This is a genomic window from Paenibacillus sp. RC67 (assembly GCF_030020805.1).
Taxonomy (GTDB): domain Bacteria; phylum Bacillota; class Bacilli; order Paenibacillales; family NBRC-103111; genus Paenibacillus_S.
Genome location: NZ_CP125098.1, coordinates 1,448,693 through 1,461,763, shown reverse-complemented (window position 1 = coordinate 1,461,763; position 13,071 = coordinate 1,448,693). Strand labels below are relative to the sequence as shown.

The 13,071-nt window shown below is 46.1% G+C and carries 14 protein-coding genes; 4 read left to right on the top strand and 10 right to left on the bottom strand.

The annotated features are described in order from the left end of the window. Positions 1-12: 12 nt before the first annotated feature. A complete protein-coding gene (locus QMA13_RS06685) occupies positions 13-840 on the top strand; it encodes an NAD kinase (protein WP_282940396.1) in 828 nt (275 codons plus the stop codon). A 45-nt stretch (positions 841-885) separates the two neighbouring features. Here QMA13_RS06685 and QMA13_RS06680 read toward each other — a convergent pair whose 3' ends face one another. The 4 genes from QMA13_RS06680 to lipA all read right to left on the bottom strand — a co-directional run bounded on the left by QMA13_RS06680 (position 886) and on the right by lipA (position 3,904). Further along, positions 886-1,737 (bottom strand): IS3 family transposase, encoded by an 852-nt coding sequence (locus QMA13_RS06680; RefSeq protein ID WP_481858139.1) that lies wholly within the window; start codon positions 1,735-1,737, stop codon positions 886-888. Continuing rightward, complete coding sequence (locus QMA13_RS36535; protein ID WP_481858138.1) at positions 1,734-1,919, bottom strand: hypothetical protein; 186 nt, start codon at positions 1,917-1,919, stop codon at positions 1,734-1,736. Before QMA13_RS36535 ends, QMA13_RS06680 begins: the two co-directional genes overlap by 4 nt. Before the next feature lie 334 nt (positions 1,920-2,253). Continuing rightward, entirely contained in the window at positions 2,254-2,862 is a 609-nt protein-coding gene (locus QMA13_RS06675) for a YutD family protein (protein WP_282940394.1), read from the bottom strand. A gap of 133 nt (positions 2,863-2,995) precedes the next feature. Continuing rightward, on the bottom strand, positions 2,996-3,904 hold the full coding sequence (gene lipA, locus QMA13_RS06670) for a lipoyl synthase (RefSeq protein WP_349254196.1): 909 nt from the start codon (positions 3,902-3,904) through the stop codon (positions 2,996-2,998). Positions 3,905-4,030: 126 nt separating this feature from the next. Between lipA and larB the strand changes: the two genes are divergently transcribed. Together larB and larC are read left to right on the top strand one after the other, a co-directional pair. After that, positions 4,031-4,819, top strand: coding sequence for a nickel pincer cofactor biosynthesis protein LarB (gene larB, locus QMA13_RS06665; protein ID WP_282940391.1), 789 nt, complete (start codon positions 4,031-4,033; stop codon positions 4,817-4,819). 2 nt (positions 4,820-4,821) lie between these two features. Next, positions 4,822-5,898 carry a nickel pincer cofactor biosynthesis protein LarC gene (gene larC, locus QMA13_RS06660; protein ID WP_282940389.1) on the top strand — a complete coding sequence of 359 codons (1,077 nt, stop codon included), beginning with the start codon at positions 4,822-4,824 and terminating at the stop codon, positions 5,896-5,898. A gap of 83 nt (positions 5,899-5,981) precedes the next feature. On the opposite strand, the gene larC2 is transcribed toward larC, so the two are convergent. Beyond that, positions 5,982-6,467: a nickel pincer cofactor biosynthesis protein LarC2 gene (larC2, locus tag QMA13_RS06655; protein ID WP_282940388.1), complete on the bottom strand. Its 486-nt coding sequence runs from the start codon at positions 6,465-6,467 to the stop codon at positions 5,982-5,984. Between the two features lie 205 nt (positions 6,468-6,672). Here larC2 and QMA13_RS06650 point away from each other — a divergent pair, with 205 nt between their 5' ends. Next, a complete protein-coding gene (locus QMA13_RS06650; protein WP_282940387.1) occupies positions 6,673-7,710 on the top strand; it encodes a M23 family metallopeptidase in 1,038 nt (345 codons plus the stop codon). A gap of 129 nt (positions 7,711-7,839) precedes the next feature. Here QMA13_RS06650 and QMA13_RS06645 read toward each other — a convergent pair whose 3' ends face one another. The 5 genes from QMA13_RS06645 to QMA13_RS06625 all read right to left on the bottom strand — a co-directional run bounded on the left by QMA13_RS06645 (position 7,840) and on the right by QMA13_RS06625 (position 12,897). Then, positions 7,840-8,328 (bottom strand): NUDIX domain-containing protein, encoded by a 489-nt coding sequence (locus QMA13_RS06645; RefSeq protein ID WP_282940385.1) that lies wholly within the window; start codon positions 8,326-8,328, stop codon positions 7,840-7,842. A gap of 151 nt (positions 8,329-8,479) precedes the next feature. After that, a complete protein-coding gene (gene yunB, locus QMA13_RS06640) occupies positions 8,480-9,265 on the bottom strand; it encodes a sporulation protein YunB (protein ID WP_282940384.1) in 786 nt (261 codons plus the stop codon). Between the two features lie 176 nt (positions 9,266-9,441). Next, complete coding sequence (locus QMA13_RS06635) at positions 9,442-10,491, bottom strand: Ger(x)C family spore germination protein (protein ID WP_282940382.1); 1,050 nt, start codon at positions 10,489-10,491, stop codon at positions 9,442-9,444. Further along, on the bottom strand, positions 10,488-11,558 hold the full coding sequence (locus tag QMA13_RS06630) for a GerAB/ArcD/ProY family transporter (RefSeq protein ID WP_282940380.1): 1,071 nt from the start codon (positions 11,556-11,558) through the stop codon (positions 10,488-10,490). Before QMA13_RS06630 ends, QMA13_RS06635 begins: the two co-directional genes overlap by 4 nt. Beyond that, positions 11,551-12,897 carry a spore germination protein gene (locus QMA13_RS06625; RefSeq protein WP_282940378.1) on the bottom strand — a complete coding sequence of 449 codons (1,347 nt, stop codon included), beginning with the start codon at positions 12,895-12,897 and terminating at the stop codon, positions 11,551-11,553. Before QMA13_RS06625 ends, QMA13_RS06630 begins: the two co-directional genes overlap by 8 nt. Positions 12,898-13,071 lie beyond the last annotated feature (174 nt).

Sequence of the window (13,071 nt, the reverse complement as noted above, 5' to 3'; positions counted from 1 at the left end):
GAGGATATTCATTTGAGATATAATGTGGTACACCGCGGCGATGAAGTGTCCTTCCAATTAATGCAAACCTTCCACAAACTCGTCCAACATCACGGTCTGGTACACGACGAAAAGGAACCTGATGTCGTGTTATCTATCGGCGGTGACGGAACGATGCTGCATGCATTTCATCAGTACAAGGAGCAGTTGGAAACCATAGCATTCGTCGGCATCCATACAGGCCGGCTTGGTTTTTTTGCGGATTGGAAGCCTGATGAAGTGGAACTCCTGGCAGATTTGATGGGAGAAAGTTCCCGGCAAAACGACCTTCGTGTCGTCAAATATCCGCTTGTGGAAATTCAAATTACGACAGCTCAAGGAATTGAAACGCAATTAGCCCTTAATGAATTTACGTTAAAGGGTGTGGATGTCACACTGATGGCCGAGCTTCATATTAACGACGAGCCATTCGAGACGTTCCGTGGGGACGGTATTTGCATCTCTACGCCCGCAGGCAGTACAGCCTATAACAAAAGCTTGGGCGGAGCTATCGTGCATCCATCACTGGATGCCATTCAAATCGCTGAGATCGCGTCCATAAATAACAGAGTGTTCCGAACGCTCGGCTCTCCGATTATTTTGCCTAAGCATCACCACTGCGATATTTATCCGCGAAGCCATCAAATGATTCTGCTCTCCCTCGATCACGTCATTATGCAGCGAAATGATATCATATCGATTCGCAGTATGGTCGCCGCAGGGAAAAAAATAAAGTTTGCCCGCTTCCGCCCGTTCCCTTTTTGGAGCCGTGTACGCGAAGCGTTTATCGGATATGAACCTATCCAGGAAAGAAAGCCTTGACCTTACCGGTGGTCATACCCCTGTCAAGTAGACAGATGAAAAAAGCTAAGCTGCCAACGCGCACCGGTACTCTATCGGTGCACGTTGTTTTAATTTGGCTTGAAAACGGTGGTAGTTGTACTCGTAAATATATTCTTCCACGGCTTGCCGAATTGCCGCTCCTGATTTAAACTGGTTGAGGTACAACTTCTCTGTTTTGAGATGCGAAAAGAAGGATTCGATGCACGCGTTATCCAGGCAGGTTGCTTTGCGAGAGTGGCTGCCTTTAACGCCGAATGCCTCTAATCGTGTGTTGTACGCCTGAGACGTGTATTGGAAGCCCTGGTCCGAATGGAGCACGGCCTCTGAGACGTCTCTTTTTCTTGTCCACTGCGTAATCGTATCCAGCACAAGCTGGAGATCGTTACGTTCAGACAATTGCCAAGCGACAATCTCGTTGTTGAAAAGATCTTGAATAACAGATAAGTAATGGAAATTCGTTCCATCGGAAATATAGGTAATATCCGTGACCATTTTTTGCTGCGGTGCCGTAGCATGGAATTGTCGCTTTAAACGATTTGGATACACAACAGAAGGCGTGTAGTTGGACTGTTTCCGCTTCCTACGTATGACCGACTGGATCGATAATTCTTTCATGATCCGGCATACTTTCTTGTGATTTACTTTGTAGCCAGCCTCCCACAAGGCGGTCGTCATCCGAGGGTAGCCATAGTAGGGATGTGCAAAATGGATGGCCATCATGTGTTCCTTGATCTCATGATCCTTTTCTTGACTTGCCTTTCGCTGAGGCTGTGTGGCTCTCCATTTGTAATAACTGGCCCGTGGTATTCCCGCAATAGCTAACAGGACTGTAATGCCGTGCTGGTGGCGCAGCTCCTCCATGATTCCATAATTCATTCGTTGGGTTGGCGCTTCTCCTTTACTAGATTTGGATACCGCTTTTTTAAGTAATCCACCTGCGCCTTCAGGTAATCTCGTTCTTCCTCAATGCTTTGGAAGGACGTGCGTGGCCGCCCTTTCATTGGATTTGGCTCACTTTTACGCACATCGAACGACTCTCCGTTTTGCCATTTCCTCACCCACACCTTCAGTTGAGAACAGTTACGGATCCCTTCTCGCTGAGCTACCACCTTGTAACTCGCAGAACCCTCTACATACGCTCTAACCCGCCTTTAATTTGAATTCTTCTGTATACGTTTGAAATGTTTGTCCTTTTTTAGCCATGAAAAAATCCCCTCCAAGTGGCACTCAAGCCTCCATGATAACATGAAGGTTTTTTTGAGTGTCTACTTGAAGGGGATAATACCACCGGTCCAGGCTTTTTTCATTATGGCCCCATACACAAAATAGGCGTCAAAAAGCCAGTCCTGTGTTAGGACTGGCTTACTTTTAGCCACTATATAAAATTGCAGCTTATTGCTTCACATGCTGCTGCTGATTTTGTTGAGCTTGCTTTTGCTGTTGAGCTTGCTTGTGATGCTGATTACGATGCGGTCTTTGACTCGTTTGATTTTGATTATTTTCTTTATGCTGGTTGTTGGAATGGTTCCGGCGAGGCTGTTGATTTTGGTTCTGCTGCGGCTGTTGAGTCTCCCTTTGCTGCTCTCGATTTGTCGAAGGCTCTCGCTGCTGCTCCCGGTTCGCTGAAGATTCCCGCTGCTCACCTTGAGCCTGTTCGTTTGCCGGTGGTTCCAGCTGTTCCTGGTCCGCCTGCTCTGTGGTTTCCTGTGGCTGATTCGCTTGCTGCTTGTTCGGTACTTTCTCAATAATAAAATAAGCGCACCCAAAATTGCAGTATTCATTCAGATAATCCTGCAGCGTCGCAATAGAGGTCTCTTTGGTCGCTTTGGGATGGGTATCCTTAAAAAAACCGCGCAGGCGCAGCTGGTTGTATCCCCAGTCTCCGACAATAAAATCATAACGCTCCAGCACCTCGCTGTAACGATCGCGTAATGCATCTGGCTTCCAGCCGTTTTTATGGTCAACTACCACTTCGTACGTTTTATTGGATATATGGATCACTAATTTGGGTCCCTCCTAAGAGTCCGGTGAAAAACTGCACGCTGCGCGGGCGGATGATTTGACTTAACGCTGTTGTCCCCGGAATTATAAATGGTATAATACGGACCGAAGTCGTCCCGGGGCTGCTGTCAGGCTACGCTTGCTGAGCTGATTTCACTTGCTCATGTGCATGATAAGAGCTGCGTACCATGGGTCCGGATTCGACATGGTTGAATCCCCGCTTCATCCCTATTTCTTTCAGTTCGGCGAACTGAGCGGGTGGATAATATTTGGAAACTGGCAAATGATTCAAGGAAGGCTGTAAATATTGACCAATCGTCATAATATCGCATTGAACCTCTCGTAGATCATCCATCGTTTGCAATATTTCTTCCCATTCCTCCCCCACACCCAGCATAATACTCGATTTGGTAGGAATTTGAGGCGCAATTTGTTTGGAACGCTGGAGAAGCTCCAATGATCTACGGTATTTGGCACGGGCACGGACCTTGTCGGAAAGCCGTTCCACCGTCTCAATGTTATGATTGAGAATATCCGGCTTGGCTTCAAGCACCGTGCGAAGCGAAGACTCGTTACCCAGGAAGTCAGGAATCAGCACTTCTACACTGCACATCGGATTACGCTTCCGGATCGCTGTAATCGTTGCTGCAAAAATAGAGGCTCCTCCATCGGACAAATCGTCTCTTGCTACCGAAGTGACTACGACATGCTTGAGTCCCATCTGCTCCGCAGCTTCTGCTACCCGTTCCGGCTCTTGAAGATCAAGCTCCGTCGGAAGTCCCGTTTTCACCGCACAGAATCGGCAGGCACGTGTACAAATGTCACCTAAGATCATAAAGGTCGCCGTACGATTCGCCCAGCATTCGTGAATGTTCGGGCATTTCGCTTCTTCGCAAACCGTGTGCAGCGTTTTGCCGCGCATCATATTTTTTAATTCTTTAAAATTGTCGCCGGTCGTCAGCTTAATCTTGAGCCAGTCCGGTTTTCGCTCTATTTGACGAGTAGACATAATTCTGTCCCTGCTTTCTAGTTCTTTGTCCAACCTCTTTGAAGCTATTATATCAACGAACGTCAGAACAATCCACTTTCCATTTTATTTGTGATACACTAGGAGAGACATTATGACAACAATTCCAGTACAAATCATATTCGGAGGAATGCGTTTTTTATGATAAATGTAGAATCAATTCTAAAGCTCGTTCGTTCTGGGGATCTTGACGTATCCGAGGCACAAAAACATCTGGATGAAATCATGAGTCAAACCTCCATAGATGATCGAGTCGATGATCTTGGCTTTGCCCAGCTCGATCTTGACCGAGAGCGCAGAACGGGCTTTCCTGAAGTCATATATGGGGAAGGCAAGACAGCGGAGCAGGTTGCCATGATCTTCGAACGATTGATGCAGCAATCGGACCGTGTATTAGCAACTCGGATCAGCCAAGAGAAAGCCGACTATGTCCAAAGCCAAATGAACGGCGTGACCTACCATCAAGCGGCTCGTGTATTGACCTGGTACGGTTCGGAAGCGGCTCGCAAGCCTGAAGGTAAAGGCTATATTGCAGTAGTATGTGCAGGAACATCCGACCTGCCGGTTGCTGAAGAAGCAGCTCTGACTGCCGAGATTATGGGCTGCCGCGTAGAGCGAATATTTGATGTTGGCGTAGCCGGAATCCACCGTTTATTCCGGAGACTTGACGTTATTCGTGACGCGACTGCTATCGTTGTCGCAGCAGGTATGGAAGGTGCTCTGACCAGTGTTGTTGGAGGACTCGTATCCAAGCCCGTCATTGCTGTTCCAACTAGTGTCGGCTATGGCGCAAGCTTTCAAGGATTAGCCGCGCTGCTGGCCATGCTTAACTCTTGCTCCTCCGGTGTTTCTGTAGTCAATATCGATAACGGCTTTGGGGCAGGCTACAATGCAGCTCTAATACATAAAACTACATTAAAGAGGGATTAACTATGAAAATAGCCTATCTGGATTGTTTTTCAGGCATTAGCGGCGATATGACCTTAGCGGCTTTGGTAGATGCAGGCGCGGACCGCGCTTATATTGAAGAAGAGCTGCGTAAACTTGAAATCGAACCCTTTACATTAGATTGGAAGCGCGTCAACAAAAAAGGAATTTCCGCCTTAAAAATGGACGTTGTGCTTGATCCCGAGACAGCACCCACCCACCACCGCCATTACTCGGAGATTGTCAAATATATCCACAGCGCAGGGTTAAATGAGCGTGTAGTTAAGCTTAGCTTAGCGATTTTCGAGAAAATCGGGGTGGCGGAAGCAAAGATTCACGGTATTCCTGTTGAGAAGGTTCATTTCCACGAAGTTGGAGCCATGGATTCCATTGTAGATGTCATTGGTGTCGCACTGGCTATGGACTCTCTGGACATTGAAAAAATCTTCTCATCACCGGTACCACTTGGATCAGGTACAATACGCTGTGATCATGGAATCTATCCGGTTCCTGCACCGGCTACTTTAGAGATGATGCGTGGACTCCCGATTGCTCCAACCTCTTACGCCGTTGAAATGACAACACCGACAGGCGCTGGGATTATTTCCGGACTGGTGGATGAATTTACGAAGGGATTTCCTCCGATGATCGTTGAATCGATCGGCTATGGCGCAGGCACTCGGGATTTGCCAAACCAACCTAACGTTCTGAGAGTGGTTATCGGCAAGGCCGACCCATTCATGCATAAATTCCAACTGCATCATGAGGCCCTACAGCCAGTTGCTGATCACAATCACGATCACGACCATCATCATCACCATGATCACGGACATTCGCACGATCATCATAATCATGACCACGAACATTCGCATGATCACCATGGGCATGACCACGGGCACTCTCACGATCACCATGAGCATGACCACGGACATTCACATGCTCATGATGATCATTCGCATAATCATCATGAGCATGACCACGAACATTCGCACGATCATCATCACCATAAGCATGAGCATGGACTTTTGCACGATCATGACCATGAAGACTGCAGCACTAACTCATCATGCGTGAAGCAATAACCATGTTTTCGCCAAAAAGAACCGTTCGAAAAAATTCGGACGGTTCTTTAATATGACTCCAACGAGGTTTTTAAGCTTCAACCTCAAACCTCAGGCTTCTCTTCTCCGTTTAAAAAAAGCCGCCTAACCTCGTCATATACTCGCTTAAGTGGAACACCATTGCTCTTCGCGGCTAGCTCACACTCCTTAAATTCAGGCGCAAACTGAACCATCTTTCCCTTATGGTAACCTACTTTTACGCTAATTGGCCCCCAAGGCGTTGCAATCTGCTGAAACTCTCTCCCAAGCCTGTGGCAGGAGGCACGTAAATATCGCAGTCCGATCGTCGTTGTCTCGCGAAAAATAATATCCTCCATCCGCTCAAGCTCATTCTCATCTGTAAGCACGTTAAGCATGATGCCCGGGCGTCCTTTTTTCATTATAATTGGAACCCAATATACATCGTTCGCTCCCGCTTCAAACAGCATGTCTCCAATATAAGAGCATAGCTCCGGATTCATATCGTCAATATTAGCCTGCAGCAGGAGCATTCCGTCATCCGTATGCTCTTCCCTGTGTTGAAATCCCAAGGTATATCCCTCCCATAACAGTTTTTCTCTGCAGTTACTTATAAATTCCATCATTATATCAAATATTGTGTACTCTGAAAATAAATCGTTATGTTTCCTTCTGTCTCTGTTTTGGATAAAATGCTTAATCTCTTCGCATCCTATGTTTAACTATGGATGAATGGACTGTAAAAGTCATATGCCCAATTGTGGAGGTTAGACACTTATGGCAGCGAGATGGATGAGCTCTATCCTAATTCTTTCGTTATGCAGCAGTCTGTTCCTTGGAACGGCTTCACCTGCATTGGCCGCTCCGGCAGCCAAAGCTTCGAAGCCAGGAACGGAAAGCAAAAATATGAAGGCTATTTTTGCCGACCGCAAAGATTTATTCGATAAGATTAGCGCTGTAACCGGTATACCATGGTATTATCTCGCAGCTATCGATCAGTACGAGCGTACCATTAATTTGGCCCGCAAGCGCCCTCAGAGCAGCGGACTCATAGGCATTCATTTCACCGAGCTTCAATGGTGCGGAATGATGAACCCGGATCATGAGGATACCAATGTGGGCACCATTGCCCTATTTGATGGGATTGGCAAAGACGGCTCTGGAGATGGCAAGGCAGACAGAAAAAACGACCAGGACCTGCTTTATTCCATGGCCAGTCTCTTGCTGAAGTACGGCTCTGTAGAAGAAGATCTGCGCATCGGATTGTGGGAATATTACCAAAACACGAGAAGTGTGGAGCGAATCCAGCAATTCGCGAAAATATATGGCAAATATGATACCCTCGAACTGCATGAGCATGCTTTCGTTCTCCCTCTCAAAGCAGACTACTCTTATCGCAGTACTTGGGGAGCGAGCCGCGGCTGGGGCGGCTATCGAATTCATGAAGGAACCGACCTATTCGCAAGTTATGGCGTTCCCGTTCGAAGCGCCGCCTACGGCATCATCGAAGAGATGGGATGGAACCCTTACGGAGGTTGGCGAATAGGAATACGCGACCTTAACAATGTATATCATTATTACGCTCATTTGTCAGGATTCAACAAGGAAGTCAAGAATGGCGATATCGTCCCTCCCGGACAGATCATCGGGTATGTCGGCAGTTCCGGATACGGTAAGCCCGGTACATCAGGAAAGTTCCCTCCACACTTGCATTACGGTATGTACCGCGACAATGGCTTAACGGACTGGTCCTTTGACCCTTATCCGCACTTGCGGAAGTGGGAACGCGAAGAACGAATGCGCAAAAAGAAATAAGCTATTGAAGCCCCTCTATCGAAATCAAAGTAAAACAAGACCGCCTTACTGCAGCCTGAGCGGGCTGTACGGAGGGCGGTCTTGACTTATTGCAGGTTTGAGCATAGGGACAATTGGAAATTCTCTACGTTATATCGAGCTTAAAATTCTAACCTTGTCTTCCAAAGCCTCTTGAGCGTCTTCATCCCAAACCACTGAGATTTCAAAGGTACCTTCCTGAAAAAATAACGGAAATCTACGCCTAAACCATGGCTGCATCGGCAATTGCAAGGCTTCATCAACTGTAACCCATGCAAGCTCCCCTTCCGGAGGATTTTGCAGCAGCTCGCCTTCAAAGGCTTTGACTAGATAATTAAATACAATATATCTATAATTGGTTTTTGGAACGACATATTCATCTACGCCTTTATAAATCAGATCCTCAGGTCGAACTTTCAACCCTGTTTCTTCCCCTACCTCTCGAGCAGCCCCTTCAGTAAAGCTTTCAGGAAAATCTAGCTTCCCGCCAGGCCCTAGGTACCCAGGAAAGCCTCGTTTATCCGGGCGATTGATCAACAGAACCTTATCTCCATCTTGTACCAAGCACATCGTATACATCCCATAGGTAACGCCATTCATATTGTATCGATCTCTCCTCTATTAAGCCTTGACTAATCGTCGCAATTTTAATGCTTTTAACATTCTACAACGCAGCCCCTTTTCCCTTTATTTTCCATTAAAAAAACCGATCGGTCAATGAAGTCAAATACCGTCGGTTTTTCCTTACTTGCTATTTTACCGGGAGCTCGGTACTTGTCTTGCCATGCGTACCAGATTCCGCCCCATCCTTTGTCTGCTGACCGTTCATGCGAGGCAATGATAAATTCGGCGGGGGCGTATTGCTGCCTGTCGAATTTCCTTTGCCGTCAAAATAATACGTCGGGACATCACCTACGATCAGCGCGTAAGAAACAGGCACTTCAGTTTCTACGACCTCGGGCTCGGAATCAAATGGAATAATAATACTAACTTCTGCCGTGACGTGAATATAAACCTCAACAAGAATCATATTAATACCCGCGTTCTGGTATCTTGTATTCAAATCCACCTTGACGTTGCCTGCCGGTACGAGCCTCACCGGAATATTCGGACCGAATGAAGCAATGATAGAGCTGTTCATAGCCTGACCTAGCGGTATATGCTCAGGAATTGCTTGAAGCTGGGTAAGCTGACTTTCTACCGTAGCAATAGTATCCGCTGTTATCCGCATATGCTCGGCATAATTGAGCATGAATCCGGTTGTTTTCCCGTTCTTGTCGGTTCGCCAGTCGATCAGTTGTTCCACGTTGGTGCCGCGTGCAATCCGGTCTGAGATTGCCGTATTAATAGCCTGCGTGGCTATTTGCTTTACTCGGACTTTTGCTAGGTTGGTCAAGGGTGGCCGCAAGTTTTTCTCAATATAAACGAACGACTGCACCGTAAATAAAAAGACTATGATGAGGAGAAGCAGCATATTCCGTTTTATCTTTTTAGCACCTGTTGGACTGCTCCTCCATCTTCGCCTAAGCACCAGCATCCGCGGTATCCCCCTAACGTGCGCAAAGCTTCCTATGCGGTCATAAGACATCCTCAGCATGTACGTTAAAGCTTATGCGCATCGGTGGAAAAAAAGAAGACCTCTATCGGGGCGGACTTGCGCTTCCGCTTCCTGACAGCCAGCCTACTATATGGAGGCCCCTCTCACTTGAATACTCACCTCAGGTTACCGGTATTACGAATGTTGATCTCCAGTGTAAATTCGTGCTTCAGCTTGGGGAACCATTCTTCTTTCCAATGGCTTCTTTGTTGGTCCGTCATACGATTTGTAAAATATTGACCGAGTCCAAGAATATCGGATTTTTGAGCTTGCGTTTTTTTCATTAGCTGTTCAAATCGTTTTCGGATTACCGCTTCCAGCCCTTTTTTGATCTCCTCCTCGGTTGGATTCCCTTTTTCCTCCTCAATGACGACACTCATTTTCATCTCGCTACGCAGCCTGGGAACGTCTTTCCATGCCGCATGGTTAGATACAGTAGTCTTTACAACGGTAACGGAAGCTTGATCTGTCACCTCTACTATTCCTCCGATAAATAATCCTTCGAACAAGTTATAAATTAAAGTCTCATCGCGAGAAATTCTAGCCACCATTCGATCTTTGCGCATCATAGCGGAGCCGTGAAAATCGAATAATGTATCCACGCCCTTGGATATTATCGGGATAGCTACATCCTCCGTTTCCGAATTCAAGCTGCGGAAAGCTTTCCACAGAGGGACAATTGAAATATTGGGTGTCCAACCCGCTTCCCTGCTAAAGAAATCAAAAGCAGCAGCTCCGACATTGGTCGCCCTTTGGTCAGCCATTAATGATTCCAGACCTTCAGCAATCGCTACCAACACCTTAGGAGAAATTTCTCTTGAGCGAAACGCATATTCGGTAATGTCCTTAATCCCTTTTTGGGCAATGCTTTCTGTCAAAAGAACCAGTTTTAAATGAAGCAGATCAATGCTGACCTCAGCTTTGGTACGCATAATGTCAAACGCTTTGGAGATGGTAGGAGCTTCTGCTTCAATGACTCTGAATTTCTTTTCTCCCGGCTGAGGAATACGAAGGATAACTTTAAAATTTTCCTTGTCGCCCTCGCTAATCCCCATAATGACCGGGAGCAGCCGTTTATTGATATCTTTATGCCCACCCCCGCAGCCCGTAAGAAGAGAGGCACAGAAGCATACGAGCATCAGTCGGGCAAGCATCTTGACCGTCAAACCCGTCTCCCCCTTTTCACCTTGCTTAGGACAAAAACAAACATTGGGATCACTAGCATACAGTACATAATGGTTGCTGAGATGTAGGTTTCCACCTGCCCTATCCACTTCCAGCTTGGAATAAGCATACCGGTGATAAACACGGCTACAATCAGTAACGCAGTAATCCATTGATTGTTAATTGGCAAATACAGCTTCTGCACCAGCTTACTGAACATCCATGCCGCAAGCGATGTATATAAGAACGACCCAATGAGCGCAGCAACCGTGTAAAACAAAGTTAATCGATCAAAAATAAGCCAGGAAATCTCTATTGTATCCATGACGGCAATTGTGGGGTATTCCAGCTTAAATGCGGATTTCTGACCAAAAATCAAAATGGGACCGTAAACCGACAATAAATAAACAGGAAGCAAGCTGACGTACGTCCACAGCAAATATCTTTTTTTTTGAAGAGCAGGGAATTTATGAACAGGAATCATTCCCAGAAACAGAAAGGATGAGAATGAAAGCATACTAAAATAAAATTTACTGCTCGACAAAAAGTCCATTTTTTTATTCAAAAGCGGAAGTGCATAACGATAGTCCCAATTTTGAATGGAGGCGGCAAGTGAGAATAAAATCAACGGAATACAAAGGACAAATAGGATCAGGCTGGCCCTAAATATCGCATGGACTCCCTTCCAGGCGCCGTAAAAGACCAGCACCAAAAGCGCCATGACCGACCATAAAGGAAACCTTGGAAGGAAAGTGATAATCACCATTTCAGAATGGTGCCACATAATTAGGGTAATGTACAAAAACAAATACACGGCGAATGGAAGCAGCAAAATACGCGCAACCCATTTCCCCGCAGCGTCTTTGAATATGTCGATCAAATCCTCTTTCCGGAAATAAAATAGACCCTTGACATAAAACCAAATCAAAAGACCTTCAAAAATATAGCCAAGTAAGGTCGGCTCCCAAAAACCCGAGGTCGTTGAAGCGATAACCTTCCCTGGATAAATGAATACGGCCAAATCAAAATGAATCATGAAAAACGTGGTCAATAAAGCATATTTACTCATCGGGAACACGTTCCTTCACACTTAAGCTTAGAAAAGGCACTTGATATGTGGTGACCCCTCCCAAATAAAAGCAAATCCATACTACACCAACAGCAATCCCCATCACACCATACATGGAGCTTAGGAACAAGATGACATATTTCATGATTCGAACGGATACGGCATTCTGATAACCGGCTAAAGTCAGATTTGCAATCATCGTTGCCGCCAAAATGATAATAAGCAAATTACTGACTAATTTTGCCTGTACGACAGCTTGACCAAGAACGATCCCACCGACCATCGTAATTGTAGGTCCGATGCTTTTGGGCAATCGAATACTGGCTTCAACAACCATCTCCATAATAATCATCATAAGAAGCACCTCAACCAGCGCGGGGTAAGGGACTCCTTCTCGGCTCTGAGCTACAGACAAGCCCAATTGTATACGAAGCACTTCAGGGTTAACTGATACGATAGCCACATACAGCGCAGGCATCAGCAGGGTAACAATCATTCCAATTATTCGAAGCAAACGGTAGAACCGCATAAACAGGATAGGCTGGTTTTTATCTACCTTAACGGCCCAAAAATCAGAAATGATCACTGGCAGCGAGAGCGCAATGGGAAAATGATCCACCATGACGATAGCTTTGCCATCCAGCAGATCATGCATCGTTTCGGCAGTAAGCTCGGTAGAAAGGTAAGTAGGTATGAGCGAATACCGTGGAAGCCCCAGTACTTTGGTTAATTCTTGGATATTGTAGGCTTCCTCGTCCTTTCCATTTTCCAAATGAGTGACTATTTGTTGAATAACCTTGGGATTGGCCTTATTCTTCACATAAAAAAGGCCAACACTGCAAGGGTTTTCCTTCCCGATGGGGAAGGTTTGTATGACCAAATCCTTGTTTTTGAGCTGCTTACGGATAAGCCCGATATTCGTCGACAAGTTTTCCGTGAACGCATCGAAGGAGGATTGAAGCACATTTTCCGCTTGAGGCTCGGATATGCTGCGTTCAAGCGCAGGATGTGCCGGATCGAAGGTTATATTCTGAGATCCGTCTTCCGTTAAAAAAACCACCATTTTCCCATTGAGGAGGTCTTCTATGATACCAGCCGACTCTCTGTTCAAGCTGCCTTTCAGAGGAAATAGAACCTTATGCAGCGGAACGCTAGAGTCTTTATATCTAGAGGCCAATAGATTCAGAGTTTCTTGTGTTTGCTTATAGTCAACCAGCGACTCGAGATAGCATACACTGACCGTCTGCTCAAGCAGGACCATAGAGTTGGTTATAAAATCAGCTTGATTTCCAAAGCACTGAACAACCTTCTCCATAGTCTTCAATTGATCTCCTTGCATGACCTCTCACCACCTTTTTTTATAGGTTGGGATTATTCTCCTGTTTTTATGCACCGAATAGACCTCGGCTAATATAGTTCAGTGTTCCAGCCCATTTGGACGTAAAAAAGACTCGACCGCCTTCGTGACGGTGAGCCCTTATCTATTATAGATATAAAAAAATACCGAAATAAC

Coding starts and splice junctions, on each gene's coding strand:
- QMA13_RS06680 (WP_481858139.1), bottom strand. CDS start 1,737: ATGAATTATGGAATCATGGAGGAGCTGCGCCACCAGCACGGCATTACA.
- larB (WP_282940391.1), top strand. CDS start 4,031: ATGATAAATGTAGAATCAATTCTAAAGCTCGTTCGTTCTGGGGATCTT.
- larC (WP_282940389.1), top strand. CDS start 4,822: ATGAAAATAGCCTATCTGGATTGTTTTTCAGGCATTAGCGGCGATATG.
- QMA13_RS06650 (WP_282940387.1), top strand. CDS start 6,673: ATGGCAGCGAGATGGATGAGCTCTATCCTAATTCTTTCGTTATGCAGC.
- QMA13_RS06645 (WP_282940385.1), bottom strand. CDS start 8,328: ATGAATGGCGTTACCTATGGGATGTATACGATGTGCTTGGTACAAGAT.
- yunB (WP_282940384.1), bottom strand. CDS start 9,265: ATGCTGGTGCTTAGGCGAAGATGGAGGAGCAGTCCAACAGGTGCTAAA.
- QMA13_RS06630 (WP_282940380.1), bottom strand. CDS start 11,558: ATGAGTAAATATGCTTTATTGACCACGTTTTTCATGATTCATTTTGAT.
- QMA13_RS06625 (WP_282940378.1), bottom strand. CDS start 12,897: ATGCAAGGAGATCAATTGAAGACTATGGAGAAGGTTGTTCAGTGCTTT.